26 protein-coding genes and 1 pseudogene are annotated in these 25,248 nt (G+C 62.4%); 17 read left to right on the forward strand and 10 right to left on the reverse strand.

All coding sequences use genetic code 11. The annotated features are described in order from the left end of the window. Nucleotides 1-2 precede the first annotated feature (2 nt). The 3 genes from B5E41_RS15510 to B5E41_RS15525 form a co-directional block, all read right to left on the reverse strand. On the reverse strand, nucleotides 3-329 hold the full coding sequence (locus tag B5E41_RS15510) for a DUF2934 domain-containing protein (protein WP_088394971.1): 327 nt from the start codon (nucleotides 327-329) through the stop codon (nucleotides 3-5). 223 nt (nucleotides 330-552) lie between these two features. Then, a complete protein-coding gene (locus B5E41_RS15520; protein ID WP_088394973.1) occupies nucleotides 553-909 on the reverse strand; it encodes a hypothetical protein in 357 nt (118 codons plus the stop codon). 105 nt (nucleotides 910-1,014) lie between these two features. Beyond that, on the reverse strand, nucleotides 1,015-1,296 hold the full coding sequence (locus B5E41_RS15525) for a hypothetical protein (RefSeq protein WP_088394975.1): 282 nt from the start codon (nucleotides 1,294-1,296) through the stop codon (nucleotides 1,015-1,017). Between the two features lie 352 nt (nucleotides 1,297-1,648). Between B5E41_RS15525 and groES the strand changes: the two genes are divergently transcribed. The 3 genes from groES to B5E41_RS15540 all read left to right on the forward strand — a co-directional run bounded on the left by groES (nucleotide 1,649) and on the right by B5E41_RS15540 (nucleotide 4,051). Beyond that, complete coding sequence (gene groES / locus B5E41_RS15530) at nucleotides 1,649-1,963, forward strand: co-chaperone GroES (protein ID WP_088394977.1); 315 nt, start codon at nucleotides 1,649-1,651, stop codon at nucleotides 1,961-1,963. Nucleotides 1,964-2,113: 150 nt separating this feature from the next. Then, entirely contained in the window at nucleotides 2,114-3,742 is a 1,629-nt protein-coding gene (gene groL / locus B5E41_RS15535) for a chaperonin GroEL (protein ID WP_088394979.1), read from the forward strand. A gap of 57 nt (nucleotides 3,743-3,799) precedes the next feature. After that, nucleotides 3,800-4,051: a hypothetical protein gene (locus tag B5E41_RS15540; RefSeq protein ID WP_088395114.1), complete on the forward strand. Its 252-nt coding sequence runs from the start codon at nucleotides 3,800-3,802 to the stop codon at nucleotides 4,049-4,051. A 145-nt stretch (nucleotides 4,052-4,196) separates the two neighbouring features. Here the strand turns inward: B5E41_RS15540 and B5E41_RS15545 are convergent, their stop codons facing one another. Beyond that, complete coding sequence (locus tag B5E41_RS15545; protein WP_088394981.1) at nucleotides 4,197-5,327, reverse strand: HPP family protein; 1,131 nt, start codon at nucleotides 5,325-5,327, stop codon at nucleotides 4,197-4,199. Between the two features lie 52 nt (nucleotides 5,328-5,379). Continuing rightward, the gene (locus B5E41_RS15550; protein WP_088394983.1) at nucleotides 5,380-6,285 is read right to left on the reverse strand and encodes a LysR substrate-binding domain-containing protein; all 906 of its coding nucleotides are present in this window, start codon (nucleotides 6,283-6,285) and stop codon (nucleotides 5,380-5,382) included. Nucleotides 6,286-6,600: 315 nt separating this feature from the next. Between B5E41_RS15550 and B5E41_RS15555 the strand changes: the two genes are divergently transcribed. Both B5E41_RS15555 and B5E41_RS15560 read left to right on the forward strand, forming a co-directional pair. Then, nucleotides 6,601-6,912 (forward strand): hypothetical protein, encoded by a 312-nt coding sequence (locus B5E41_RS15555; protein WP_088395116.1) that lies wholly within the window; start codon nucleotides 6,601-6,603, stop codon nucleotides 6,910-6,912. A 161-nt stretch (nucleotides 6,913-7,073) separates the two neighbouring features. Further along, nucleotides 7,074-7,274: a hypothetical protein gene (locus tag B5E41_RS15560; protein ID WP_088394985.1), complete on the forward strand. Its 201-nt coding sequence runs from the start codon at nucleotides 7,074-7,076 to the stop codon at nucleotides 7,272-7,274. A gap of 6 nt (nucleotides 7,275-7,280) precedes the next feature. Here the strand turns inward: B5E41_RS15560 and B5E41_RS15565 are convergent, their stop codons facing one another. After that, the gene (locus B5E41_RS15565; protein WP_088394987.1) at nucleotides 7,281-8,183 is read right to left on the reverse strand and encodes a GNAT family N-acetyltransferase; all 903 of its coding nucleotides are present in this window, start codon (nucleotides 8,181-8,183) and stop codon (nucleotides 7,281-7,283) included. A gap of 262 nt (nucleotides 8,184-8,445) precedes the next feature. Between B5E41_RS15565 and argE the strand changes: the two genes are divergently transcribed. The 6 genes from argE (at nucleotide 8,446) to B5E41_RS15595 (ending at nucleotide 15,101) form a co-directional block, all read left to right on the forward strand. Next, entirely contained in the window at nucleotides 8,446-9,570 is a 1,125-nt protein-coding gene (gene argE / locus B5E41_RS15570; protein ID WP_088394989.1) for an acetylornithine deacetylase, read from the forward strand. A gap of 18 nt (nucleotides 9,571-9,588) precedes the next feature. Then, the gene (locus tag B5E41_RS15575) at nucleotides 9,589-10,512 is read left to right on the forward strand and encodes a 2-hydroxyacid dehydrogenase (protein ID WP_088394991.1); all 924 of its coding nucleotides are present in this window, start codon (nucleotides 9,589-9,591) and stop codon (nucleotides 10,510-10,512) included. Nucleotides 10,513-10,549: 37 nt separating this feature from the next. After that, entirely contained in the window at nucleotides 10,550-10,903 is a 354-nt protein-coding gene (locus B5E41_RS15580) for a cupin domain-containing protein (RefSeq protein WP_088394993.1), read from the forward strand. Between the two features lie 149 nt (nucleotides 10,904-11,052). Continuing rightward, on the forward strand, nucleotides 11,053-12,516 hold the full coding sequence (locus B5E41_RS15585) for an aldehyde dehydrogenase family protein (protein WP_088394995.1): 1,464 nt from the start codon (nucleotides 11,053-11,055) through the stop codon (nucleotides 12,514-12,516). Nucleotides 12,517-12,525: 9 nt separating this feature from the next. Further along, on the forward strand, nucleotides 12,526-13,569 hold the full coding sequence (locus B5E41_RS15590) for a tartrate dehydrogenase (RefSeq protein WP_088394997.1): 1,044 nt from the start codon (nucleotides 12,526-12,528) through the stop codon (nucleotides 13,567-13,569). Nucleotides 13,570-13,643: 74 nt separating this feature from the next. Beyond that, nucleotides 13,644-15,101: an NAD-dependent succinate-semialdehyde dehydrogenase gene (locus B5E41_RS15595; protein ID WP_088395118.1), complete on the forward strand. Its 1,458-nt coding sequence runs from the start codon at nucleotides 13,644-13,646 to the stop codon at nucleotides 15,099-15,101. A 144-nt stretch (nucleotides 15,102-15,245) separates the two neighbouring features. Here B5E41_RS15595 and B5E41_RS15600 read toward each other — a convergent pair whose 3' ends face one another. The 4 genes from B5E41_RS15600 to B5E41_RS15615 all read right to left on the reverse strand — a co-directional run bounded on the left by B5E41_RS15600 (nucleotide 15,246) and on the right by B5E41_RS15615 (nucleotide 19,031). Beyond that, nucleotides 15,246-16,520 (reverse strand): NAD(P)/FAD-dependent oxidoreductase, encoded by a 1,275-nt coding sequence (locus B5E41_RS15600; protein WP_088394999.1) that lies wholly within the window; start codon nucleotides 16,518-16,520, stop codon nucleotides 15,246-15,248. A gap of 13 nt (nucleotides 16,521-16,533) precedes the next feature. Continuing rightward, nucleotides 16,534-17,202, reverse strand: coding sequence for a haloacid dehalogenase type II (locus B5E41_RS15605; RefSeq protein ID WP_064807688.1), 669 nt, complete (start codon nucleotides 17,200-17,202; stop codon nucleotides 16,534-16,536). A gap of 145 nt (nucleotides 17,203-17,347) precedes the next feature. Beyond that, nucleotides 17,348-18,016, reverse strand: a complete 669-nt coding sequence (gene otnC, locus B5E41_RS15610) for a 3-oxo-tetronate 4-phosphate decarboxylase (protein ID WP_088395001.1) — start codon at nucleotides 18,014-18,016, stop codon at nucleotides 17,348-17,350. Nucleotides 18,017-18,032: 16 nt separating this feature from the next. Continuing rightward, nucleotides 18,033-19,031 carry a LacI family DNA-binding transcriptional regulator gene (locus tag B5E41_RS15615; protein ID WP_088395003.1) on the reverse strand — a complete coding sequence of 333 codons (999 nt, stop codon included), beginning with the start codon at nucleotides 19,029-19,031 and terminating at the stop codon, nucleotides 18,033-18,035. Nucleotides 19,032-19,262: 231 nt separating this feature from the next. Here B5E41_RS15615 and ltnD point away from each other — a divergent pair, with 231 nt between their 5' ends. The 6 genes and pseudogenes from ltnD to B5E41_RS32775 form a co-directional block, all read left to right on the forward strand. After that, nucleotides 19,263-20,204, forward strand: coding sequence for an L-threonate dehydrogenase (gene ltnD / locus B5E41_RS15620; protein ID WP_088395005.1), 942 nt, complete (start codon nucleotides 19,263-19,265; stop codon nucleotides 20,202-20,204). Between the two features lie 11 nt (nucleotides 20,205-20,215). Next, the gene (gene otnI / locus B5E41_RS15625) at nucleotides 20,216-20,992 is read left to right on the forward strand and encodes a 2-oxo-tetronate isomerase (RefSeq protein ID WP_088395007.1); all 777 of its coding nucleotides are present in this window, start codon (nucleotides 20,216-20,218) and stop codon (nucleotides 20,990-20,992) included. A gap of 3 nt (nucleotides 20,993-20,995) precedes the next feature. After that, the gene (gene otnK, locus B5E41_RS15630; RefSeq protein ID WP_088395009.1) at nucleotides 20,996-22,273 is read left to right on the forward strand and encodes a 3-oxo-tetronate kinase; all 1,278 of its coding nucleotides are present in this window, start codon (nucleotides 20,996-20,998) and stop codon (nucleotides 22,271-22,273) included. A gap of 158 nt (nucleotides 22,274-22,431) precedes the next feature. After that, nucleotides 22,432-23,268 (forward strand): GNAT family N-acetyltransferase, encoded by an 837-nt coding sequence (locus B5E41_RS15635; RefSeq protein ID WP_088395120.1) that lies wholly within the window; start codon nucleotides 22,432-22,434, stop codon nucleotides 23,266-23,268. Nucleotides 23,269-23,281: 13 nt separating this feature from the next. Next, nucleotides 23,282-24,658 (forward strand): aspartate aminotransferase family protein, encoded by a 1,377-nt coding sequence (locus B5E41_RS15640; RefSeq protein ID WP_088395011.1) that lies wholly within the window; start codon nucleotides 23,282-23,284, stop codon nucleotides 24,656-24,658. Between the two features lie 445 nt (nucleotides 24,659-25,103). Then, nucleotides 25,104-25,222 (forward strand): annotated as a pseudogene (locus B5E41_RS32775) (HAD-IA family hydrolase); the annotation flags it as partial. Nucleotides 25,223-25,248 lie beyond the last annotated feature (26 nt).

The following is a 25,248-nucleotide window of genomic DNA, read 5'->3' on the forward strand; positions in this document are numbered from 1 at the left end:
GGTTACGGTCCTTCGGTCCTTCTGATTTTTCGCCTGGAAGGCTTCTCCCCCGTTGTTATCTCGATATCGGGCGTCGTCACGCCGCCAACTTGACCAAGGTCGGCTCCCGGCGGGTCGAGGTCACCGCTTTCCCCGGCTCCTTGAAGCAAGGCCGCATCATCTCTGTCGTCTTGATCAAGCAGGTCTTGCAGCGTCTCATTCTCGTCTTCGCCAGCCAGCTCGTCGCAAGCTTGCATCCAATGACGCAGGTCCGCACCTTCAGGGCGGCCCTCGGCTTCCCAGATTTCGTAGGCGCGCCGCCGTATCTGCTCGTGTTTGTCTATGGCCATGATCTTCTCCAGTTTCGACGCAGGCGATCATCAACCTGAAATGCGCGGGTTCAGTACGTTTTCTACCTGCATCGAGGCAGTGGTTCATGGCCGTGCGAAGACAAGCGCCGTAGCAACGCAGGCAATTGTCGATGCATTGCTGCATTGCCGGATTGATCTCACGCATTCTCCTGCTTCGGAGCGTTCGAACACATCGTGCGAGAACGAGCCAAGCGGCTGCCTTTCAAGGCGAGTTGATGGTGGGAAGAAAATCTTCCACCTGCTTGCGCTCATTCTCTGAAAGCGTTTCCACCCGCTCTTTCCAGAAGCGTTCGGCCTCCGGCGGATCCTTCTCCCATTGGCGAACTTTCGTAATGTTGTCGTCGATCTTGGACCGGCGGCGCCCACCCAGGCTCAGATACTCCTTCGCCAGTTTCAGGCTTGGAGTCTCAGTGCCCCCATCGCGATCCAACGTCGAACGCGCGTTGCGTCGGGCGGCTTCCAATGCTGCCTGGCGATCGGCCTCGGCTTGCCGCGTATCGAAGGAGCGCGCATCGTCGGTTCCGCTCTCGGGTGACATGTTGATTGGGGAAATGGTCATGGATCACCTTTCGATGCTGTGATCCAATAACCACCACCAGCCGCGAGAGTTCCATGCAGGCAATTGATTCGAGCGGGCGTTCGAGCCAAACCGTTCTGCTGGCAATCAGTGAACGGCCATGCTCACCATGCGATAGGGGTGCACTGCCTCGAATTGCGAGATCGCCTGGAGCAACACGCGCTCGGCATTCTCGGGATCGTCCCGGGCGAGTTCGTCGGCATTGACGCGAATTGCTTCGGCCATGTTGTTTGAGAGCAGGGCGAAGTGCGTATTGCCCTCGACAAGAGCCTCACGCGCCGTATCCTCGAGCGTGCGCGCGATATCGACGAAGATCTCCTCGCGTTCCTCGATACTGAGGTCTTTGATTATATTGGTCTTCTCTTCCATGTCACTCACTCCTAAAGACGTGCGACGGTGATCGAGCTCATCGAGCCTCGATCGCCCGAGAGCTAGGAACGCCGACATCCGGATTCAAGCCATGTGCAGTTTGAACTCGCCTTCGAGACGAGGGGGACGACCATCGTCATTATGTCGAACGCAGGAGCGGGCCTTCTGTTCCCGGGCGAGTTGCTAGCAGTCGCTCACAGAGAGTGCCAATTTTTCTCCTGCGCCTCTTGAAATCGAAAAACGCTCGAACCAGATCATTCGCGCAGGCGCGCGACTTGCACCCGGCCGGATCTCGTCAATCCGGTTCAGCCAGCGCCAACAACGTTGTCATTGTTTGTCTATGGAGGAAGACATGTCGTTCCGACCTCTTCATGACCGCATTCTCGTCCGCCGCGTCGATTCCGAAGAAAAGACCAAGGGCGGCATCATCATTCCCGACACCGCCAAGGAAAAGCCGCAGGAAGGCGAGGTCATTGCCGTCGGCCCCGGTGCCCGCAACGATGCCGGCCAGATCCAGGCGCTCGACGTCAAGGTCGGCGATCGCATCTTGTTCGGCAAGTGGTCCGGCACGGAGATCAAGATCAACGGGGAGGACCTGCTGATCATGAAGGAAAGCGACGTGATGGGTATCATCGAAGCTCAGAGCGAGCGGAGAGAGGCCGCCTGAGGACATCAAGTCGGAAGTCAACGCTAAAGCGCGTTGCGATCTCTGAGATTCGCTCCTCGCGCTTTGGATCTTAATTTCTACGCATGTCGTTCTCGCAAAACCGCTGTACACTTGGCGACATGCGCTAGCTGCCGATGAAGGAGTGAGGACATGGCTGCTAAAGAAGTCAAATTCAGCGTCGAAGCCCGCGAAAAAATGCTGCGCGGTGTCGACATCCTGGCCAACGCCGTGAAGGTGACGCTGGGTCCGAAAGGCCGTAACGTCGTGATCGACAAGTCCTTCGGCGCGCCGCGCATCACCAAGGACGGCGTCTCGGTCGCCAAGGAAATCGAGCTCGAAGACAAGTTCGAGAACATGGGCGCGCAGATGGTCCGCGAAGTCGCTTCGAAGACCAGCGACATCGCCGGCGACGGCACCACGACCGCAACGGTTCTTGCCCAGGCGATCGTCAAGGAGGGCGCCAAGGCCGTGACATCAGGCATGAACCCGATGGACCTGAAGCGCGGCATCGACCTCGCCGTCAGCGCTATCGTCGAAGAACTGAAGGCCAACGCCCGCAAGATATCCAACAATGCCGAAATTGCCCAGGTCGGAACGATCTCCGCCAACGGCGATGCCGAAATCGGCCGCTTCCTGGCGGAGGCTGTGCAAAAGGTCGGCAATGACGGTGTCATCACCGTTGAAGAAGCCAAGACCGCCGAAACCGAACTCGAGGTCGTCGAAGGCATGCAGTTCGACCGCGGCTATTTGAGCCCCTATTTCGTCACCAACGCCGACAAGATGCGGGTCGAATTCGAGGACCCCTATATCCTCATTCACGAGAAGAAGCTGTCGAACCTGCAGTCGATGCTGCCGATCCTCGAAGCCGTCGTTCAGTCCGGCAAGCCGCTCCTCATTATCGCCGAAGACGTCGAAGGCGAAGCCCTTGCCACGCTCGTCGTCAACAAGCTGCGCGGCGGCCTGAAGATCGCTGCCGTCAAGGCGCCCGGCTTCGGCGACCGCCGCAAGGCCATGCTTGAAGACATCGCCATCCTCACCGCCGGCACCGTCATCTCCGAAGATCTCGGCATCAAGCTTGAGAATGTGACGCTCAATATGCTCGGCCGGGCAAAGAAGATCACGGTCGAGAAGGAAAACACCACCATTATTGACGGCGTGGGCTCGAAGGAGGAGATTTCGGGCCGCATCGCCCAGATCAAGGCCCAGATCGAAGAAACCACCTCCGACTATGATCGCGAGAAGCTGCAGGAGCGTCTTGCCAAGCTCGCCGGCGGTGTGGCCGTCATCCGCGTCGGCGGCTCGACGGAAGTCGAGGTGAAGGAAAAGAAGGACCGCGTCGACGACGCGCTGCATGCAACAAGAGCAGCGGTCGAGGAAGGCATCCTGCCCGGTGGCGGCGTGGCGCTGCTGCGCGCGGTCAAGGCGCTCGACAATATCAAGACCGCCAATGACGACCAGCGCGTCGGCGTCGAAATCGTCCGCCGTGCGCTCGAGGCCCCGGCTCGCCAGATCGCCGAAAACGCCGGCGCGGAAGGCTCGGTCGTTGTCGGCAAGCTGCGCGAGAAGAGCGAATTTTCCTATGGCTGGAACGCTCAGACCGGCGAGTTCGGCGATCTCTACGCGCAGGGCGTCATCGATCCGGCCAAGGTCGTTCGCACCGCGCTGCAGGACGCATCCTCCATCGCCGGCCTGCTGGTGACGACGGAAGCGATGATCGCCGAGAAGCCGAAGAAGGATGCTCCTCCGGCAATGCCGGCCGGCGCCGGTATGGACTTTTAAGACAGGGTCGCAGGCTCGCCTGGGCACTCCGGGCGGGCCTTTTCCGAGGGAATGAAGATGGTTCAAACGATCCTAAGCCGATCGCAGGTGCCGCTGGACTCCCGCGATCTCGAAACCTGCCAACACGTCTTCGACAAGCTCAGCGCCGATTACGCAGTGGCAAGAGACAGCGACGAAGCCGAACGAATGGCGAGCATCATCATCGAGCTCTACCGACAGGGCGTGCGCGATCCCAATCATCTGCAGTCGATGGTCCAGGCGGCCCGCGGCCTGTTTGAGACGGACGGAGGCCCACCCGTTGCTCAGTGACGGCGCCGGCACGAAATCGATGACGAGCGCGTCCTGCATCCGTTTAAGATCATAGCCGAGATCATATCGGAAGGGCTGACGACGAAGGCATGTCGTCTTCGGCGGCCGTGGCGGGCCAGCGGCAATCCCAGCCACTCCGCACATTTCACGCCACGGCAGCGATCGTGTCGCCGTCGTTCGGCAGCAGCCGCGCCACGGCGCTCAAAAGGTCGGTCTGCGATATCAGGCCGAGGATCCGGTGGTCGTCGTCGACAATGATGACGGCATGGGTGCGCCCGTCCGTCAGAACCGGCAGCAGCGACAGGGCAGCATCTGAAGCTCTCGCCACTGCCGGTTTTGAGATCGCGTGGGCAATCGTATCGCCGCCCCCAAACAATTCACGCAAGCCGACAGTGCCGACCAGGCGGCCTTCCGGATCCTTCACCGGCAGGGTGCGGATATTATGCTTCAAAAGAAGATGTCGCGCGGCGTCCGGCTCGGAGGTCTCGCTGATGGCGATCACGTCACGCGACATGATATCGGCGCAGCTGATCTTGTCGTTTGATCGGATGGCTGCCTGCAGTTCGACCTGCTGCAGCAATCTTCCGAGGTCTGCCCGATCGATATCGAAAGTTTCGTCGAGCGCCTCGAGGGCGGCATCGACATCCTCCTCGCGAAAGCCCACCCGCGCGGCGGACGGCGGATCGATCGTCTGGTGGGTGTTCTCCGCCGGCTTCGGAACGACGTGCGGATAGTTCCGTCTGGAAAGCTTGTGGAACAGCAGCCCGAGCCCGACGAGAATGCAGGAGTTCAAAGCGACCGGCACGAAGGGAAAGAGGAACCCCCAACCGGCGACGACAGGACCGCCGAGCACCGCGGTCAGTGCCGCAGCCCCTCCCGGCGGGTGAAGGCATCGCGTGAACGACATTGCGCCGATGGCCAGCGAAACGCCGACGCCCGTGGCGATGATCGGATCACGAATGAAATAGGCGGCAATGATGCCCATCAGGGCGGAAATTGTGTTGCCGCCGATGATCGCCCACGGCTGCGCCAGCGGACTTGCCGGCACCGCGAAAAGCAGCACCGCCGATGCCCCCATCGGCGCAACGATCAGCGGAAGATGCGGCCCCTGGCCGAACAGATAGCCGCTGATGACACCGGTGAGACCGATGCCCAGCAACGCGCCGAAACAGGCGATCAATCGTTCTCTTAACGTCGCGCCGGCCAGGATCGGCGAAAACAGGCGAAAGCGGCCGATACGGCTCGGCCCCACTTTCGGTGAAACGGGAAACTGCATGCGAAGACCAATGATGAGGATAATCTGAGGGGTGAAGGAGGAGAGGCAGGAGCTAGTTCGCCGCCAGCCTGACATCTCTGCCTTTGGTTGCGCCAAGCACCTCATGGAAGGCACTGAAGGCGTTGGGGCAATCGTCCTTGCGGTAAACCAGCAGCGTTTCGACCGGCCCGAGCTGATGGGTCTGAACGGCAGTCGGCCAGTGCATGAGATCGAGAACGGACCTTGGCATCACGCCCGCCGTATTCCCGGCCGCAACGCTCGCCAGGATCGCATGGTACGAGCCGAGCTCGCTCGTCGGCAGGTCGCTCGATTTTCGCGCCCAGTTTTCGGCAATCCGGCGATAGGTGCAGCCAGGTTCCAAAGCTGCCAGGGATCCGACACGCAGGTCGGCCGCGGATTTGATGGCGGGATGGCCGGATGGCAGCACGATCAACAAATCTTCGACGAAGACCGTCTCCATCTCCAGCGCCTTGAGTTCGGCATCGAAATCCAGATCCTCCTCGCGCATCGTCTTTGGTGGGCGGGCAATCAGCGCGCAATCCAGCGCATCGGCCAGAACGTCGCGGGCGAGATCGCGAGACGCGCCCATCGTCAGATGCAGCGACACATCGGGCCACATCTGCTTGAATTGCGTCAACGCCGCCGGCAGCCGGCTTGCCGCCGTGCTCTCCATTGTGCCGACCCGCAATGTTCCCGATGGGGCGAGAGGCCGCACGGCCTGACGCGCTTCGAGCGCCAGCGCCATCAGCCGGTTGGCGTAGGCGAGAAAGGTTTCGCCCTCCCGTGTCAGAGTCATCTTCTTGCCGTCACGGCTGAACAGGCAAGCGCCAAGGTCCTCCTCCAGTTGCTGGATGCGCGTCGTCACGTTCGACGGCACCCGCCCGACTGCCTTTGCGGCCTTGGTAACGCTGCGATCGCTGGCAACGGCGAGGAATATCTCGATTGACGAAAGGTCCAATGAAAAATCTCTTTTCCGGAATTAAAGCGAGTCATTGTTCTCTATATAAAAATCATCACCCGAGCTCAAGCGGGTTTAGACATAGGCGAAGAACCGGAATCAGAGCCGTGCGTGAAGGCTCCCGGGTTCGACCTTCTCATTAAAAATGTCGGCGCCATCCGCAGGCCCGACAACCAAGTGATTGCCGAAAAAAAGATCGAGACGCCGCCTAAATAGCCACGCAAACCGCTGCATCATCCCGGCTACCGGGCGTTTTGCGGCTGGCATGGGGATTGCGTCTCTATGCTGATCTGTAGAACGACCGGCGCCGACCATATGCTGCACCTAGTCTTGACCTGCCTTCTTCTGAGCGTCGCTTCAGGCCTCAGCATGCGGCGTTTTCTTCTGCCGTATTTTTCCGGCGGCGATCTCGCCGAGAAATCCGCTCCAGCGACGGTCGTCGCAAGCGCCGTCTTTCTGGCGACAGTCGCCTTCACCATCTCCGACCAAAATCTCTGGGCCAAATCAGTCGTGCTGATGCTCTGCCTTATGCTGGCGGCAATGTTCGACGACGCTCGCCCCAGGCTAACCATCGCGCTTTCTGCCGTTAGCCTGGCCGCCTATCTCGGGCTACGCTCGATTGGCTGAGTATCCGGCCGTCTTGTGCGCGCCAGCGGCGGTGAGACGATTGGCTGAGCAACCTCACGAGGCGCCAAAAACGATCTTCGTGACAGAATAGTTTCGTAATATAATTCTCTCCGGCTGAATATTTTTCGAAGCGGATCGCTTCAAGAATGGGGAGAGGGGCGATGAATATCGAGCAGCGAGAGAGGATCTGGTCGGAGTGGTATGCCTGGCATCCTGTCCTGCCGATCGATGACACGGTGTTCTGGCTCGAGACCGTATACCGGCGGGAAACGGCAGAAGGCCTGTGGCAATATCGTTCCTTCCGACCCGAAGCCGAACGTATCAAGGCTGCGGCCGCCATGCACATTTATCCCGGCGCTTAATTCCCGTCAGCCGAGCGCCTGGCTGACGAGCGCATAGGTTTTCGCCCGATGCCCCACCTGACCTCCCGGACTTGGAAGCCAAGGGTCGCCCAGCGACATGGTTGTCACGAAGTCAAAGACAGCAAGGCCACAGCGGGAGAGAAAATCGGCAAATATCCCGACTTTCTCGCGCGTATCGAGGCGCAGGAATGACCCCGCATGCTCAAGCGCATGCGGATGGACGACGGCAATTGCGTCTGCGTCACTGACCGCCACCACCGGGCCGACGACATGGCCGCGCCCGAACCTTCGGCAAAGCGAGAAGGCCTCGATCCGGCCGCCGCGGACCAGCAGGACGCCCTTCGAATTTGTCATGAGCCGAGCCAGAAGTGGCGTGCGGTCCGTGCCGAAGGCCACGCGATCCAGTTCCGCGATCGCCTCCAGATCTTCAGCTTCCACGGGCCGTATTGCGGCACCGGCCGGCAACTCCACATCCGGTGGCGCTATCGCTTCGCCCTGGCATTGAAAGACAGGCGCCTCACGAACAAAATTCAAGGACAGATAAAGGCGTCGCGCCGCCCGCGTCGCGTTCAGCCCAAGATTTCGTCCGGCGACCTGGTCGAGCGCGTGGCCCATCAACCACTGCCCGGCGCCATTGGCCTGCAGGCGCGGCGAGGTGATGACCATACCGATCGTGGCGAACCGGTCATCATAGGGAAACCACATCGCGGAGCCGAGGATGCGCCCGATTTCATCGATGGCCGCAATGCCCTGGCCGAATTCGCGCAGGAATTGCCAGTCTTCACGGCGATGCGGCCAGGCGACGGACATCGAAAGCGTATGCAGTTTGTCGAGGTCGACACTGTCGATCCCGGTTATGCGCGTCTCGAAACTATCGACCAACCTGGATTCGGATGTCAGTGCACTCACTCCCGCCCTCCTGCGGTGTTGTCCGGCCACCCCATAGGGAAAGCTGCGCCCGGAAGTTCCTTCGTCGAGATTAGGACGGATCGCGCGATACAATTCACTGGCGAAGCCCGTGCAAACACAACAATCGTCCAAATCCGATGCAGTTTCGGCAAATAAAGCCTGGGCGGGCCCCTACAGTCATTGACCAGATCCCGACCGCCGCCCGTACCGCTGACCGCGAGTGGGCCGGTGCAATTCTATATCCCGCGATGCGAGGACGCTCATGCAGGCAATTGAAATCCTCGAAAGGTTGGTCGGCTTTCCCTCGGTCGTCGGCACGCCGAACGGCGAAATCGTTGGGTGGATCAGGCATTACCTGCAAAGGCAAGGGATTGTCGCCACGGAGATTGCCGGCCCCGAGGGCGACCGGTCGAACCTCTTCGTAACGATCGGTCCAAGGGAGACGCCGGGCTACATCCTTTCCGGCCATATGGACGTCGTTCCCGCCACGGAAGGCGGTTGGAGCAGCGATCCGTTCCGTCTCCGCGCCGAAACGGACCGCCTCTACGGTCGCGGAACCACCGACATGAAGGGCTTTCTCGCCGTCGTGCTTGCCGCCGTCCCGGCACTCGCGGCGGCACAACTCCGCCGACCCATCCACTTCGCTTTTTCCTACGATGAGGAGGCAGGCTGCCGCGGGGTCCCGCACATGATCGCCCGCTTGCCTGAGCTCTGTGCACCTCCGCTCGGCGCGATTATCGGCGAGCCGAGCGGCATGCGGGCGATCCGCGCCCACAGGGGGAAGGCGGCCGCCCGGCTGACGGTCAGAGGCCGATCCGGCCACTCCTCGCGCCCGGACCAGGGGCTGAATGCAATCCATGCCATGACCGACGTCTTGGCTTGCGCCAGCGCCGAAGCCGAGCGGCTGACGCAGGGTCCGTTCGATCGTGTGTTCGAACCGCCCTATTCCTCGCTCCAGGTCGGCACGCTGAAGGGCGGCCAGGCGGTCAACATCATTCCCGAGAGCTGCGAGGCCGAGTTCGAGGCCAGGGCTATTTCCGGAATCGACCCGGCCACGCTGCTGGCGCCGCTGCGAACGATGGCCGACGCGCTGCCGCAACGCGGCTTTCAGTCGGAATGGCGCGAACTTAGCGCCTATCCTGCGCTGTCGCTTGCCGCCGATGCGCCACTTGCGCACTTGCTTGAAGAACTCACAGGTATCGAGCCGCTCGCCGCCGTCAGCTACGGCACCGAGGCCGGCCTTTTCCAGCGCGCCGGCATCGATGCGATCATCTGCGGCCCAGGCGATATCGCCCGTGCTCACAGGCCGGACGAATTCATCCTCGCGAGCGAACTCCTGGCCTGCCAGGGCATGATCGAGGCACTCGCCCGACGTTGCACCGCCTGACAATCAAGGAGCGTTGCCATGACCTTTCTCTTCAATTCCGATGCGAAGCGCGGCGCCATATTCGCCGAGGCCTTCGCACGCGAACTGCCCGACATAGCCTTCGCCATGGATCCGGCATCGGTCGAACCGGAGGCTGTGCGCTACCTCATCACCTGGACCGTGCCGGATGATCTCGCTCGTTTCCGCAATCTCGAAATCCTGTTTTCGATCGGCGCCGGCATCGATCAGTTCCGCATCGATGCCGTGCCCGCTCACGTCAAGGTGGTGCGAATGGTCGAGCACGGCATCGTCAGAATGATGCAGGAATATGTGACGCTCGCCGTGCTCGCTCTCCATCGAGATCTGCCGGCCTATCTCGGCCAGCAGCGGCGCGGGATCTGGCAGCCGCTCGCACCCGTTCAGGCGGCGGAACGCCGCGTCGGCGTGCTTGGGCTCGGCATGCTGGGAAGCGCGGTGCTTGAGAGTTTGCACCCCTTCGGTTTTCCGCTGTCCGGCTGGAGCCGCACTCCGCGCACGATCGACGGCGTTCGATGCCTCAGCGGTGGCGAGGGCCTCGAGACCCTGCTTGCCACCACCGATATTCTCGTCTGCATGCTGCCGCTGACCGAGGAGACGCGCGGCTTCCTGAATGCTGAGCTCTTTGGCAGGCTTCCCGCTGGGGCCGCACTCGTTCATGTCGGTCGCGGCGCTCAGCTCGATCATCAGGCGCTCGTCGGTGCGCTCGACGCCGGCCATCTCTCCGGCGCTGTCGTCGATGTCACCGATCCCGAGCCGCTGCCATCGGGCCACGCCTTCTGGAATCATCCGAAAATCCTGCTGACGCCGCATATTGCCAGCGTCACCCAAGCCGAAACCGCGGCGGCGGCGGTGATCGGCAACATCAAACGGCACCAGGCGGGCCTCGACCCGATCGGACTGGTCGATCGCAGCCGCGGCTACTGAGCCTCTCTGCCACCATCTGCACCTCGAAAGGAAAACCATGTCCCTGCTTAAGACAATCGATACCAACCCATCCCATCCGCCGCGCGAGTCCGGCCCCCTCCCCGAGCGTCTGATCGCGGGTAATCCCATCTTCAAGACCTGGGCGCAGGATGTCGCTCGCGCAGAGACCGTCCATACCGGCGTATGGGAGGCAACGCCCGGTGAGACGCGTTCGATCAAGGGCGAGACATTCGAGTTCTGCCATATTCTTGCCGGCCTGGTCGAACTTACACCGGACGGCGGAGAACCGGTGGTCTACAAGGCCGGCGACAGCTTCGTCATGAAGCCCGGCTTCGTCGGCGTCTGGAAGACGATCGAGACGGTTCGCAAGATCTACGTGACCGTGACGTGACGGCGAGCGGCCCGGCGCGATCAGCGGCCGTAGATTTGACTGGCGGCGGCGCGGAAAACGCAATTTTCATCCGCTGCAGCAATTCCGGTCGATGCATGCTGCTCGGTTTCCCAAGCTAGGCTTAAGCAAGCTCATGCCGAGGACACGCAATGACACTCAGCTTCGATCCAAACTCGATTTCCCTGCCCATGGGACATTTCATCGGCGGCCGGCTGGTTCCGGCCGAAGCCGTCATCGATATGCATCGGCCGTCCGACGGCAAACCCTATGCCGGCTGTCCGCTTGCCGACGCAGCCCTTGTCGATCAGGCCGTGGAGACGGCAAGGGGGGCGTTAGATAGAAGCAATTGGGGTGGTGTGCGGCCGCGCGATCGCACCAAGGCGCTGCAGCGCTGGGCGGATCTGATCGAAGCCGAGGCGGAGACTCTCGCCAGGCTTGAGGCTCTCTCCTCAACCCGCCCCGTCGGCCATCTCGTCGCCGGCGATATCGCCGTCACCGCCGAGCAGATCCGCTTCTTTGCCGAATTCGCCGACAAGGAAGGCGGCGATCTCGTCCCGACCGACGACGCGAATTTCGGCATGATCGTGACGGAACCCTATGGCGTCGTCGGCGCCATCACGCCCTGGAATTTTCCCCTGTCGATGGCAGGCTGGAAGCTTGCCCCGGCGCTTGCGGCGGGCAATGCGGTGGTGCTGAAGCCATCGGAGATGACGCCGTTTTCGACACTCTATCTCGCCGAGCTTTCGGTGCGGGCCGGCCTGCCCGCCGGCCTCGTCAATGTCGTCCTTGGCGACGGTCCGATCACCGGAACCGCCATCACCGGCCATCCCGGGATTTCCAAGGTCAGCTTCACCGGCTCGACCACGGCCGGTGCAGCCATCATGGCCAATATTGCCCGCACCGGCGTCAAGCCGATGACGTTGGAGCTCGGCGGCAAGAGCCCTCAGCTGGTCTTCGCGGATGCCGATCTCGACCTTGCGGCAGGCGCCATCGCCACCAGCATTTTGTCCAACGCCGGCCAGGCCTGCATATGCGGATCCCGCCTCATCGTCGAGGCGAAGGTGGCGGACGCGCTCGTAGCGGCCCTCGTCGCCAGACTGGCGGTAATCCGCCCGGGGCCGACCTGGGAGGAAACGACCGATTATTCGCCCGTCATCTCCGAACGCCAGATCGCCCGCATGGACGGCATTATCCGCGCCGCCATCGACAACGGGGCCGAATGCCTTACGGGTGGCGGCCGGCTCGATCGCGAGGGTTATTTCTACGCGCCGACGCTGATTTCGGGCGTGACCGCAACATCGCCCGCCGTTCTCGAGGAAATCTTTGGACCGGTCCTGACCATCCAGACCTTCGAGGATGAGGAGGAGGCGCTAGTGCTAGCCGACCATCCCTCCTACGGCTTGGCCGCCGGCCTCTTCACCCGCGATCTTTCGCGTGCCATCCGCCTCACCCGCCGCCTGCAGGCCGGCACCGTCTGGGTCAACCGTTACGGCCGATCGCGCGACCATATCCTGCCGACCGGCGGCTACAAGCAGTCCGGCATCGGCAAGGATCTCGGCCGCGAGGCCTATCACGCCAACCGCAAGAGCAAGAGCGTGCTCATCAGCCTTTAAGGAGCTCGGATGAAGACCTACAAGATTGCCCTTCTGCCCGGAGACGGTATCGGTCGCGACGTGACCGAAGCCGCCTGGTCCGTGCTCGAAAAGACAGCCGGATCAGGCGGACTTTCTCTTGAAGCAACCCGCTTCCCCTGGTCTTGCGACTACTATCTCGAAAACGGCAGCATGATGCCCGCCGACGGGATCGAGACGCTGAGGTCTTTCGACGCCATCTTGCTCGGCGCTGTCGGATGGCCTCGCAAGGTGCCGGATTCCGTGTCGCTGCATGGGTTGCTGCTGCCCATCCGCAAGGCTTTCGTTCAGTATGCCAATATCCGCCCGCACAGGCTGCTGCCGGGCGTGCAGGGGCCGCTGCGGTCCGAGGGCTTCGATATCCTGTGCATCCGCGAAAATACCGAGGGCGAATATTCCGGCGCCGGCGGCCGCGTTCACCCGGGCACGGACAGCGAGGTGGCAGTCGAAACTTCCATCTTCACCCGCAAGGGGGTCGAACGCATCCTGCGTTTCGGTTTCGAGCAAGCACGGGCGCGGCGCGGCAAACTCGCCTCGGTGACGAAGTCCAACGCGCAGAAATATTCGATGGTCTTCTGGGACGAGATTACCCGCAAGCTCTCGGCGGAATATCCCGATGTCGAGGTGACCAGCTACCATATCGACGCCATGGCCGCCCGCATGGTCATGGCGCCTGATAGCCTCGATGTCGTGGTCGCCTCCAACCTGTTCGGCGACATTCTGACCGACCTTGGCGCTGCCATCCAGGGTGGGCTCGGCTTTGCGGCATCCGCCAACATCAATCCTGACCGCTCAGCGCCGTCCATGTTCGAACCGGTCCACGGCTCCGCGCCCGATATCGCTCATCTGGGAATTGCCAATCCGATCGCCGCCATCTGGTCGGGCGCAATGATGCTGGAGCATCTCGGAGAAGCGGCTGCCGCCGCAAGGATAATGGCCGCGATCGAGACGACGACCGCGCGCGGCATCGGCGCCACTCCCGGCAAGGACAAGACGGAGGCGATCACGGCATCGGTGCTTTCGGCACTCGACTAGAGCACGTCGCACAAATTGCACCGCGGTTTCGCGCCCGGAATTGTGGAGAGGACGCTTTGATGAAAGAGGACAAGATGAACGGATTGAGGGATGGAAACCTGCTGCGCCAGAAGGGGCTCATCGACGGAGAATGGTGCGGGGGCGCGGCCGGGCGCACGATCGAGGTAATCGATCCGGCGACGCAGCACGTGCTGGGCAGCGTGCCCGACATGGACGGAGCCGACACGCGGGCCGCGATCATGGCGGCAGAAAAAGCTTTTGGTCCATGGCGGGCCAAGACCCATGCCGAGCGCGCCGCCCTGCTCGAGACCTGGCACGATCTGATGCTCGACAATATCGAGGACCTGGCGCTGATCCTGACCACGGAACAGGGCAAGCCGCTGACGGAAGCCCGGGGCGAAATCCGCTACGGCGCCTCATTCATCAAATGGTTTTCCGAGGAAGCGCGCCGCATCGGTGGAACGACCATTCCCTCGCCCACCGCGGATCGGAGGATCGTCGTTTTGAAGGAGCCCGTCGGAGTATCGGCGATCATCACGCCCTGGAATTTTCCCAATGCGATGATCACCCGCAAGGTGGGGCCGGCGCTTGCGGCGGGTTGCACGGTTGTCATCAAGCCATCCGACCTGACCCCGTTTTCGGCGCTGGCGCTCGCCGTTCTGGCGGAACGCGCCGGCATCCCCAAGGGCGTGATCAACATCGTCACCGGCATGCCGACCGCAATCGGCGACGAATTGATGGCGAACCAGACCGTCCGCAAGATCTCTTTCACCGGCTCGACCCGCGTCGGTTCGCTGTTGATGCGGGGGGCCGCCGACAGCGTCAAGCGGCTCAGCCTCGAACTCGGCGGCAACGCGCCTTTCATCGTTTTCGACGATGCCGATCTCGACCTTGCCGTCGAAGGCGCCATCGCATCGAAATTCCGCAACGGCGGACAGACTTGCGTCTGCGCCAACCGTCTTCTCGTCCAGTCTGGCGTCTACGATGCCTTTGCCGCCAAACTCAGCGCGCGGGTCTCGGCCATGAAGGTCGGGGCAGGCACCGAGGCCGGCACGGATATCGGACCGATGATCAACAAAGCTGCGATCGAGAAGATCAACCGGCACGTGGAGGATGCGGTAAACAAGGGAGCAAAGATCCTCGCTACTGCAGATTCCGTGCCGGCAGGCGATCAATATGCCACTCCGATGGTGCTTGGCGGCGCGACCACCGACATGCAGCTTGCCGTCGAAGAGACATTCGGACCTGTTGCCCCGCTGTTCCGGTTCGACACCGAGGAGGAGGCGATCCGCATCGCAAATTCCACCCCCTTCGGCCTTGCGGCCTATTTCTACACCGAGAGCCTGAAGCGGTCCTGGCGGGTCGGTGAGGCGCTTGAATTCGGCATGATCGGCCTGAACACCGGCGCCATTTCCACCGAGGTCGCTCCGTTCGGCGGCGTCAAGCAATCCGGCCTCGGGCGTGAGGGCGCCCAATGCGGCATTGAGGAATATCTGGAAATGAAGAGCTTCCACATCGGCGGACTCTCCTGATCGACAAGAAAACAAAGGGCGCCGGAAAGTCATTCCGGCGCCCTTCCTAAATAATATCGCAAGCTTCGGATCCTGTCTCGCACCGCTACAATGTTTTGCGACGCACGCCAGGGAACGGCTGAACCGCTCTCGTCACGCCGCGGCTTACATGAAGCGATCGAGTGTCTTGTAATAGAGCCCGACGACCGGCAGGAACCACGGCTTGCCGAAATGGCCGGGGACGGCTGGCCATTCGAGGCCTTTTACCGGATTGCGATCCGCCTTGCCCATGATGGCATCGGCGATGATCATACCGAGATGGGTAGAGAGCTGGGCGCCGTGGCCGGAATAGCCCATGGCGTACCAGACGCCGTCGACATAGCCCGCGCGGGGATAGCGGTCCTTCGTCATATCGACGAGCCCGCCCCAGCAGTAGTCGATCTCGACGCCGGCAAGTTGCGGGAAGATTTCAGCCAGACCGGCGCGCAGAATATCGCCGCTCTTTGCATCCGACCGCTGATCCGAGGTGGCGGAAAAGCGTGCGCGGCCGCCGAAGATCAGCCGGTTGTCCGGCGACAGCCGGAAATAATTGCCGATGTTCAGCGAGGTGACACAGGTCCGGTTCCCCGGCATCGTCGCTGCGATTTCGGCGTCGCTCAGCGGACGGGTGGCGAGCAGAAAGCTGCCGACGGAAACGATCCGGCGGCGGAAATAGCCGAAGAGCGACGGCGTGTAGGCGCCTGTCGCGACGAGCACGTGATCGGCGGTGACGGTGCCCCGCCCGGTCTCCAGGCTGTGGCGGCCGTTGCCTTGCCTGTGGCCGGTCACGGCAGCCTTTTCGAAAATGACCGCGCCGTGGCGGACGGCCGCGGCGGCGAGCCCGGCGACATAGCGGCCCATATGCATCATCGCGCTCTTCTTCGAGAGCATGGCGCCATGGAAGGGCGAGCCGACCTCACTCTTCAAGTCATCCGCCGAAAGAAGCGCCGTCTCCGGATCGACCTCCCTATGCACAGCCTCGAAGTTGCGGACAATGGCATCGAAATGCTGCGGCTTGGAGGCAAGCTTCAGCTTTCCGGCGCGACGGAAATTGCAGTCGATCCCCTCCTCGGCAATGATCGCCTCGATCGTGTCGATGGACTCGTCGAATGCCCGGTAAAGTGCGATAGCTCTCTCCGCGCCGAGCGCTGACTTGGCGGACAGGAAGCTGTGGGCCAGTCCGTTGTTGAGGTGACCACCATTGCGTCCCGATGCCCCCCAGCCCACGCGTTCGGCCTCCAGCACGACGACCTTGACGCCGGCTTTCGCAAGCTGACGCGCTGCCGCAAGCCCGGTGAAACCGGCGCCTATGACGCCGACGTCATAATGTCCTTCGACAGGACCTTGCGCCGCATCGGCAAAAGCACGCGCTGTGTCGTGCCAGTAGGACTGGAACTGCATCCGCTTGTCTCCGTCAGAGGCCAACGACGCCAGGCAAACCCGATATATCGGGGATTTCGACATAGCCGTAATAGGGATTGGCCGGCTCGTGACCGCGATTGACCCAGACCTTGTTCTTGATGCCGAGATCGTGGGCCGACATCAGATCGTAGCGGAAGGAGGACGAGCAATGCAGCACGTCCTGCGGTCCGCAGCCGAGCATGTCGAACATATATTCGAAGGCCTGGAAACGCGGCTTATAGGCATTTGCCTGTTGCGCGGTATAGACCGCGTGGAAGGGCGCGCCGAGCTTTTCGACATTCGACATGATCTGCGCGTCCATGGCATTGGACAGGATCACCAGCGGAATTTCCCGGGCAACCCTGGCAAGACCCTCGGGTACGTCGCGATGCGGCCCCCATGTCGGAACACGTGCGTAGACCATCTGAGCGGCTTCATCGCGAAACGTCACGCCGTTGCGCTTGCATGTCCGCTCGAGCGAGTTGTGCACCACCTCCGCGTAGGGCTTCCAGGCGCCCATGATCTCGTCGAGACGATAGGCGGCGAAATTCTTGACGAACTCCGCCATGCGCGGTTCGTCGAGTTGGTCGCCGTAGAGATCGCGTGCCGCTTCCGCCATCTGGAAGTTGGTGAGCGTGCCGTAGCAGTCGAAGGTGATGTATTTCGGGCGGAACGTCGTCATCTGCGTATCCTTGAATGATTGGAACCGGGATGTTTCACAATCATAGGCATCGCTTTATCCGCGGCTTACCTGAATTGGGCGGCATCGGAAGCAGAATCTATCGTATGGAAAGCGGCGTTTGGCAGAAGGTTGCGTGCTCTCGGGTTCAATCGTGATCGTGGTCATGATGCGACGGAAGATCGAGGCCGAAGGTATTGACGAGATCGGCCACCTGAGCCGGGCTGAGGAACCGGGGATTGAGGTTGCGCAACAGCAGATAGAGCTTCGCCGTTTCCTCTAGTTCCTCGGTCGCGAAGACCGCCGCCTCCAGGCTGTCACCGGCGACAACAGGTCCATGATTGGCGAGAAGCACCGATGAATATTTGCCGGCCAGCCCCCGGATTGCATCGGCCACCGCGGGATCCCCGGGGCGATAATACGGCACCAAAGCGGTCTCGCCGGCGCGCATGAGATAATATGGTGTCATCGGCGGCAGGGCCGCGCGCGGATCGATCTCCGGCAGCATGGTGAGCGCCACCGCATGGGTGGAGTGAAGATGAACGATGGCGCGAGCGCTGCCGCGTGTGTCGTAGAGGGCGGTGTGAAGCGGGATTTCCTTGGTCGGCTTGTCGCCGGACAGCAACCGGCCTTCCGCGTCGAGCCTCGCGATCCGGGCCGGGTCGAGAAACCCGAGCGAGGCGTTGGTCGGCGTCACCAGCCAGCCGCCGTCCTCCAGCCGCAACGATATATTGCCGGACGAACCGGGCGTCAGTCCGCGCTCGAACAACGAGCGACCGTATCGGCAGATTTCCTCACGCAGGCGCGCATCGGACATGGCGGTTCCTCCAATATTACGCAGTTGCCCCTTCGATCAGTTCAAAACCGAGATCGATGGCCTGCGGCGGCGCGTTGGCGATGACCAGCTCAGCGGCGATCTGCCCCGTCGTCACGCGCGGCGTCCGGATGGTCGATAAGGGTTGCGGTATTGCCCGGCCGATATCGAGGCCGTTATAGCCGAAAATGGCGAGCTGCGAGGGGATGGCGATCCCTTGGGCGAGACAGTGAAAATAACCGCCGAGCGCCATGTCGTCGTTGGAAAAATAGACCGCGTCGAGGTCGGTTGCTCGTGCCAACAGTCGCTCCAGCCCCTGCTTACCGTTTTCCACCGACGAAGCGCCCGCCACAATTTCGCGAGCGATGAGCGGAGTTCCGTTGGCGTCGAGAGTGTCACAAAAACTCAGAAAACGCTTGCCGGCGCGGGTGTCGCGGTCCAGGTCGTGACCGACATAGCCGATCCGTCGATAGCCCCGCCTGAGCAGGAAGGCAGCGCTCTCCCGCCCGGCCGCGCGGTTCGAGAAGCCGACGGCGATATCAAGGGCATCGCCGTCCAGATCGAGCAGTTCCACAACACGACACCCGCTGGCGCGCAACATCTTCATCGTGCCGTCGGTGTGCTCATACCCCGCCAGCATCACTGCCGCCGGCCGCCAGGCAAGCATTGCGGTTGCGAGCGCCTCCTCCTTGCCCGGATCATAATCCGTCACCGAAAAGACCGCCTGGTAGCGGTTTTCTTCCAGAACGGCGCTCGCACCACGCAGCACGTCGGAAAATACGATGTTGGACAGCGAGGGAATGACGAAGGCGACAAGACGCGAACCGGTGGAGGCAAGCGTTCCGGCGATCCGGTTCGGGACATAGCCCAGCCGCTCAACGGCAGCCATTACCCGCTCCCGCGTTCTGCCGGAAAACGAACCGTGGTTGCGCAGCACGCGCGACACCGTGCTCTCGCCGACGCCGGCCGCTTGCGCGACCTCTGCAAGGGTCACCGTCGACTGATGTTTGAATTCCATGGTCACTTTCGAACCCGGCATCTGGAATCTTTAGACGCGCGAAGAAACCCTGGGGCGCCTCAGTGCGACATCCATTTTTCATCACTTCCGGCCAGAAGCAAGATTTTTTTGGCAGCGCTGCCAATTCACAGTTGGCAGCGCTGCCAAAAGGGAGTAGGAAATTGGCAGCGCTGCCAAAATACCTGGCCGCAGCTCCCAGGGCATGGATCTTTCAAGACTGGAGAAACTCCCATGACACCGCTTGCCGAAAACTCGCGCCCCGCCGTCGCGGCCGTCATCGGTCTAGGCTCTATGGGACTGGGAATGGCCCGGTCGATGAAGCGCGCAGGTCTTGACGTCATCGGATATGACATAACGCCGGCGGCAGTGGACCGCTTCGTCGCCGACGGCGGACGTGGCGCGGCGACTCCCGCCGACGCCGCCAGGGAGGCCGACATTGTTGTCTGCGTGGTGGTCAACGGCGCGCAAACCGAGGCCGTGCTGTTCGGCCCTGAAAGCGTTGCAAGCACGATGAAGACAGGCGCCGTGTTCATCTCATCAGCAACCATGAATCCCGCCGTCGCACGCAATCTCGCACAAAGAGTAGAGGCCCTCGGTCTGCACTATCTCGATGCGCCGATATCGGGCGGCGCGGCCAAGGCGGCGCTTGGCGAACTGACGATCATGGCATCCGGCTCCAGCCAAGCCTTCGACAGGGCGCGCCCGGGTCTCGACGCCATGGCCGGCAAGGTCTACGATCTCGGCGGCGCGGCCGGAACCGGCGCCGCCTTCAAGATGATCAACCAGCTTCTCGCCGGCGTGCATATCGCAGCCGCATGTGAGGCCATAAGCTTTGCGGCCAAGCAGGGTCTCGACCTCGACAAGGTTTATGAAGTCATCACCGCCTCGGCCGGCAATTCCTGGATGTTCGAAAACCGCGTGCCGCATGTACTTGCCGGGGATTATACGCCGCTCAGCAGCATCGAGATCTTCGTCAAAGACCTCGGTATCGTCCAGGATATGGCGCGCTCCGAACGATATCCGGCGCCGCTCGCGGCAGCCGCCCTGCAAATGTACCTGGCGGCGGCCGGAGCCGGCATGGGCCGTGACGATGATTCCTCACTCGCACGCCTCTATGCCCTGCTTTCCGGCGCAGAATTGCCCGGCCCCGTCAAGGAGCCGCAGAGCCTGTAAAGGAAGCCGACATGCCTGTGTTCGCCGCCAACCTGACGATGATGTTCAACGAATGGGCCTTCCTCGACCGCTTCGATGCTGCAGCCGATGCGGGGTTTTCCGCCGTCGAATATCTCTTTCCCTATGAAGCCGCGCCGGAGGCCCTCGCCGAACGGCTCGCCCGCAACAATCTGCAGCAGGCTTTGTTCAACCTGCCGCCAGGCGACTGGGGTGCCGGCGAACGCGGCATCGCGGCCCTTCCCGGACGGTTCGATGAGCTGAAGACTTGTGTCGAGCGGGCTTTGGATTATGCGGCGGCGACCGGCGTCAGACGGTTGCACCTGATGGCAGGCATCGCCGATCCTCATGATCGAGACGCCTCTTCCTCCTACCGGCGCTCCGTCGCCTACACCGCCGGCCGGCTCGGGGAAAAGGGCATCGACCTTCTGCTTGAGCCGATCAACGGGCGCAACATGCCGGGATACTTCCTTAACGACTTCGCCGTGGCCGAGCGTTTGATCGCCGAATGCGGCCTACCGAACGTGAAGCTTCAATTCGACATTTATCACCGTCAGATCATCCATGGCGATGTCGCCATGGCATTGCGGCGCCTGCTGCCGGTCACCGGCCATATCCAGATCGCCAGTGTGCCGTCCCGCAATGAGCCGGATGGGGAGGAGCTGAATTATCCCTATCTGTTCAGCGAAATCGACCGCCTGGGTTACGACGGTTTTATCGGCTGCGAATACATTCCGCGTGGCCGCACGCTGGACGGTCTAGGCTGGTTCGCCCCTTTTGCACGGAGCTAGATAATGGCCATTTCACTCGGATCGATTGCTGACGACTACACGGGTGCCTCGGATCTCGCCAACACGCTGACAAAGAATGGCCTGCGCACGGTGCAGACGGTCGGCATCCCCGATCCCTCGCTCGCGCTGCCCGACGTTGATGCCGTCGTCGTTTCCCTGAAAATCCGCTCGGTCCCTGCCTCTGAGGCCGTGACGGCTGCCACGGAAGCCGAGCGATGGCTGCGCCATCGCGGCGCGGGCCACGTGCTTTACAAAATCTGCTCGACGTTCGATTCCACCGACGCCGGCAATATCGGTCCCGTCACCGAGGCCTTGCGCGATGCTGCGGGCGGCGGCAGCGTGCTGGTTACACCAGCCTTTCCAGAAACAGGGCGGACTGTCTACCTCGGCCATCTGTTCGTCGGCGGCCAACCATTGAACGAAAGCCCGCTCAAGGATCACCCCCTCAACCCGATGCACGACGCCAACCTCGTGCGGGTTCTCGCCCGACAAACGCGCGGCGCCATCGGCTTGATCGATCTGGCAGCCATCGCGGCCGGCCCTGCCGCCGCCAGGGCGAGGCTCGATGCGTTGCGCACGACAGGCGCGACCATGGCTGTCGCCGACGCAATTTTCGAAAAGGATCTGGAAACGCTCGGCGAGATCGCGCTCGAAACGCCGATATCGACCGGTGCGTCCGGCCTTGGCCTCGGCCTTGCTCGGGCGCTCGTCCGTTCCGGCCGCGTATCCGGCGGCGCAACAGCTGAAGACATCATCCGCCCTGTCGACGGGTTTTCGGCGATTATTGCCGGCAGCTGTTCGAAAGCAACGCTACGCCAGCTCGAGGTCGCCGAACGGTCGATGCCTGTGCTGCGGCTTGATCCAGAGCGCCTGATATCAGGCCCGGATGAGATCGCCGCCGCGATTTCCTGGGCCGGAGACCGGATCTCCGCCGGCCCGGTGATCGTCGCCGCGAGCGCGTCGCCGGAAACCGTATCCCGGCTGCAATCGCAATATGGGCGGGAGACCTCGGGCCACGCGATCGAGACCGCAATGTCGATTATCGCAGCCGAACTGGTTGAAAGAGGCGTGAGGCGTCTGGTGGTCGCCGGCGGTGAAACCTCGGGGGCCGCCGTCGACAGGCTCGCCATCCCGGCGTTTCTGATCGGCCCCGAGATTGCTCCCGGCGTGCCGGTGCTGCGCACGGTCGGCAATGCACAAGGCGACATGCTTCTGGCATTGAAATCAGGAAACTTCGGTGGCGACGACTTCTTTGCGGCAGCGCTGGCGATGATGCACTGACCTAGCCAGGCATAGAGCATCCCGATGAAATAGCTCCGGCATAAGATGCGGCGGCCCGTCGGCGTAAAGCTATAAGATACTGCCTGAACCGCGGCCTTCAGACGATCTGCCCGCCGGGGCTCCGGCAGACTTGCGGGCACGATATGAAGGACGGCCCGATGCAAACACGTCAGATCGAAATCACCGCGTTCGGCCCAGACCATCTGGAAGCAGCCGTTGCGCTCTCCAGACAGGCTGGCTGGCCGCATCGGCCAGAGGACTGGCAGATGGCCCTCGCGTTGAGCGAAGGCATGGTCGCAATCGAGGACGACAGGGTCGTCGGCACGGTCCTCGTCACAGCCTACAAACAAGATTGTGCGACCATCAACATGGTCATCGTCGATGAAACCATGCGCGGCCGTGGCCTCGGCCGCCGGCTGATGGATGCCGCGTTGCGAATCGCAGGCGACCGGCCGCTGCGGCTGGTCGCGACAACGGCAGGCCTGCCGCTCTACCAGAAGCTCGGCTTTCATGAAACCGGGACCGTGCTGCAGCACCAAGGCCTCGCGGGAGAAATCGACGCACCGGCCGGCACGAGCGCCGCCACTGCCGGCGATCTCCCGGCCATCATGACGCTTGACCGCCTTGCCTTCGGCGCCGACCGCGAAGGGCTGCTCTCCTACCTCGCAACGGTGGGCGAATTCTCCGTCATTCGCCGCGACCGCAGCGTTTCGGGCTTCGCCTGCCTGCGACCCTTCGGTCGCGGCGAGGTGATCGGACCCGTGGTCGCCGCGGATGTCGAGGACGCCAGGAAACTCATCGAACATCACATCGCCGGTCGTCCAGGAAGGTTCCTCAGGGTGGACACGACTGCCGAAGCCGGACTCTCTCCATGGCTCGCCACACAGGGGCTCGCCCATGTCGGTGGTGGCATCGCCATGAGAAAGCCATCGGCCGGCGACGTCGCCGCCCGGACCGCCACCACCTTTGCCCTTGCCAGCCAGGCACTCGGCTGATCCGGAGATCTCAATGTACAGCAACTCGCTCATCGAACTCGATCGCGCCCATCTCATTCATCCGGTGGCATCGTACCGCAGCCACGAGAAGCATGGCGTGCGCGTACTGGCCTCGGCCAAGGGCGCAACGGTCACCGACGCCTCCGGCAAACAACTGATCGACGGTTTCGCCGGCCTCTGGTGCGTCAATGCAGGTTACGGCCATCAGAGCATCGTCGAGGCGGCGGCCCGGCAGATGCGGGAGCTTCCCTATGCGACGGCCTATTTCGGCCTCGGCTCCGAGCCGGCGATCCGGCTTGCCTCAGAACTCGCCGATCGGGCGCCAGGCGATCTCAACCATGTCTATTTCACCCTCGGCGGCTCCGACGCGGTGGACAGCACGATCCGGTTCATCCGCTACTACTGGAATGCTCGGGGACGGCCCGAGCGCGATCAGTTCATTTCGGTCGAACAGGGCTATCACGGCTCCTCGACGGCGGGTGCGGGCCTGACCGCTTTGCCCGCATTCCATGCCGGCTTCGGCCTTCCGTTCGACTGGCAGCATAAAATTCCGTCTCATTACGCCTACCGCAACCCGGTCGGCGAGGATCCGCAGGCGATTATCGAGGCCTCGCTGGCAGCGCTGAAAACCAAGGTAGAGGCGATCGGGCCGGAGCGCGTCGCCGCCTTCTACGTCGAACCGATCCAGGGTTCGGGCGGCGTGCTCGTACCGCCGAAAGGCTGGGTGAAGGCGATGCGCGAATTTTGCCGCGAGCACGACATTCTCTTCGTGGCCGATGAGGTGATCACCGGATTTGGCCGCACAGGGCCGCTTTTTGCCTGCAGCGAAGAGGGAATCGTGCCGGATTTCATGGCCACCGCCAAGGGTCTCACCTCCGGCTACGTCCCGATGGGCGCCGTCTTCATGGCCCACCACGTCTATGAAACGATCGCCGAGGGTGCCGGTGCCGCCGCGATCGGTCACGGCTACACCTATTCGGCCCATCCCGTCAGCGCCGCCGTCGGCCTTGAAGTCCTGAAGCTTTACGAAACCGGCCTGCTCGACAACGGCGTCAAGGCCGGGACGCGGCTGATGCAGGGGTTGGAATCGCTGAGAGATCACCCGCTCGTGGGTGATGTCCGCGGCCGCGGAATGCTCGCCGCCGTCGAGCTCGTGGTCGACAAGATCAACAAGACGCCGCTGCCGGCATCCGCCGAACCCGCCCGCCGGATCTTCGATCGCGCCTGGGAAAACGGCCTCGTCATCCGCGCCTTCGGCAACGGCGTGCTCGGTTATGCGCCGCCGCTGTGCTGCACCGAAACGGAAATCGATGCGATCGTCGAGCGCACGCGCCTCACGCTGGACCAGACGCTTGAGGACCCGGATGTGCGCGGGGCGCTGCGGGTCTGAGAATAGCGCGAAACGGTTAGATTCGGTGTTTTGTGCCGCGCCAGGGCGCCTTTTCGGAGAATCCGGCGCAGCGCAAGTGACAAACTGAAACAGACGAAAGGCACGGATCACAACAAATCCGGCCTTCATACAAGAGCGGGACAACGATCCTGCCGGGAACGGAATATTCTTCTTTGAGAAGCCGCGCTCCATCGGAGCCGAACACTGGGGAATTCGCGTGAGCAAAAGTCTTCCGGAAATCAGCTACATGGGCTTCGACGAGGTCGGCTTGCTCATCGATTCAGCCGAAACGGGACACGAGATCAATAGCGAGCGGGCGACGCTCAGCCTCTATCGCGAGGCCCACCGCTATTCAGACGATGTTGACCTCTTTCCCGACGATCTCGTGCGCGCCTATCTCGCGAGCGGGACGGAGCTTGGCCTGCCCGCCGGCGGGCCGCTGCGGGAGCGGCGGCATGCCCACAAGGGCTGCGACGGCACGATCGAGCCGGCGGAATTCACCGCACCCGATCATTTCACGTCGATGGCCGCCCCGCGGAGGCCGTGGCCGCTTCGCGCGCCTGACTTTTAAAACCGGATCGGCTCGCCGG

Source organism: Rhizobium esperanzae (assembly GCF_002204185.1).
GTDB lineage: Bacteria > Pseudomonadota > Alphaproteobacteria > Rhizobiales > Rhizobiaceae > Rhizobium > Rhizobium esperanzae.

Excerpts from the sequence above, each read along its gene's own strand:
- B5E41_RS15580 (WP_088394993.1), top strand. The coding sequence starts at position 10,550 with ATGTCCCTGCTTAAGACAATCGATACCAACCCATCCCATCCGCCGCGC.
- ltnD (WP_088395005.1), top strand. The coding sequence starts at position 19,263 with ATGACACCGCTTGCCGAAAACTCGCGCCCCGCCGTCGCGGCCGTCATC.
- groL (WP_088394979.1), top strand. The coding sequence starts at position 2,114 with ATGGCTGCTAAAGAAGTCAAATTCAGCGTCGAAGCCCGCGAAAAAATG.
- groES (WP_088394977.1), top strand. The coding sequence starts at position 1,649 with ATGTCGTTCCGACCTCTTCATGACCGCATTCTCGTCCGCCGCGTCGAT.
- B5E41_RS15510 (WP_088394971.1), bottom strand. The coding sequence starts at position 329 with ATGGCCATAGACAAACACGAGCAGATACGGCGGCGCGCCTACGAAATC.
- B5E41_RS15540 (WP_088395114.1), top strand. The coding sequence starts at position 3,800 with ATGGTTCAAACGATCCTAAGCCGATCGCAGGTGCCGCTGGACTCCCGC.
- B5E41_RS15575 (WP_088394991.1), top strand. The coding sequence starts at position 9,589 with ATGACCTTTCTCTTCAATTCCGATGCGAAGCGCGGCGCCATATTCGCC.
- otnK (WP_088395009.1), top strand. The coding sequence starts at position 20,996 with ATGGCCATTTCACTCGGATCGATTGCTGACGACTACACGGGTGCCTCG.
- B5E41_RS15635 (WP_088395120.1), top strand. The coding sequence starts at position 22,432 with ATGCAAACACGTCAGATCGAAATCACCGCGTTCGGCCCAGACCATCTG.
- B5E41_RS15525 (WP_088394975.1), bottom strand. The coding sequence starts at position 1,296 with ATGGAAGAGAAGACCAATATAATCAAAGACCTCAGTATCGAGGAACGC.
- B5E41_RS15615 (WP_088395003.1), bottom strand. The coding sequence starts at position 19,031 with ATGGAATTCAAACATCAGTCGACGGTGACCCTTGCAGAGGTCGCGCAA.
- B5E41_RS15520 (WP_088394973.1), bottom strand. The coding sequence starts at position 909 with ATGACCATTTCCCCAATCAACATGTCACCCGAGAGCGGAACCGACGAT.
- otnC (WP_088395001.1), bottom strand. The coding sequence starts at position 18,016 with ATGTCCGATGCGCGCCTGCGTGAGGAAATCTGCCGATACGGTCGCTCG.
- B5E41_RS15545 (WP_088394981.1), bottom strand. The coding sequence starts at position 5,327 with ATGCAGTTTCCCGTTTCACCGAAAGTGGGGCCGAGCCGTATCGGCCGC.
- B5E41_RS15560 (WP_088394985.1), top strand. The coding sequence starts at position 7,074 with ATGAATATCGAGCAGCGAGAGAGGATCTGGTCGGAGTGGTATGCCTGG.
- B5E41_RS15640 (WP_088395011.1), top strand. The coding sequence starts at position 23,282 with ATGTACAGCAACTCGCTCATCGAACTCGATCGCGCCCATCTCATTCAT.
- B5E41_RS15590 (WP_088394997.1), top strand. The coding sequence starts at position 12,526 with ATGAAGACCTACAAGATTGCCCTTCTGCCCGGAGACGGTATCGGTCGC.
- B5E41_RS15585 (WP_088394995.1), top strand. The coding sequence starts at position 11,053 with ATGACACTCAGCTTCGATCCAAACTCGATTTCCCTGCCCATGGGACAT.
- argE (WP_088394989.1), top strand. The coding sequence starts at position 8,446 with ATGCAGGCAATTGAAATCCTCGAAAGGTTGGTCGGCTTTCCCTCGGTC.
- B5E41_RS15595 (WP_088395118.1), top strand. The coding sequence starts at position 13,644 with ATGAACGGATTGAGGGATGGAAACCTGCTGCGCCAGAAGGGGCTCATC.
- B5E41_RS15555 (WP_088395116.1), top strand. The coding sequence starts at position 6,601 with ATGCTGCACCTAGTCTTGACCTGCCTTCTTCTGAGCGTCGCTTCAGGC.
- otnI (WP_088395007.1), top strand. The coding sequence starts at position 20,216 with ATGCCTGTGTTCGCCGCCAACCTGACGATGATGTTCAACGAATGGGCC.
- B5E41_RS15605 (WP_064807688.1), bottom strand. The coding sequence starts at position 17,202 with ATGACGACGTTCCGCCCGAAATACATCACCTTCGACTGCTACGGCACG.
- B5E41_RS15600 (WP_088394999.1), bottom strand. The coding sequence starts at position 16,520 with ATGCAGTTCCAGTCCTACTGGCACGACACAGCGCGTGCTTTTGCCGAT.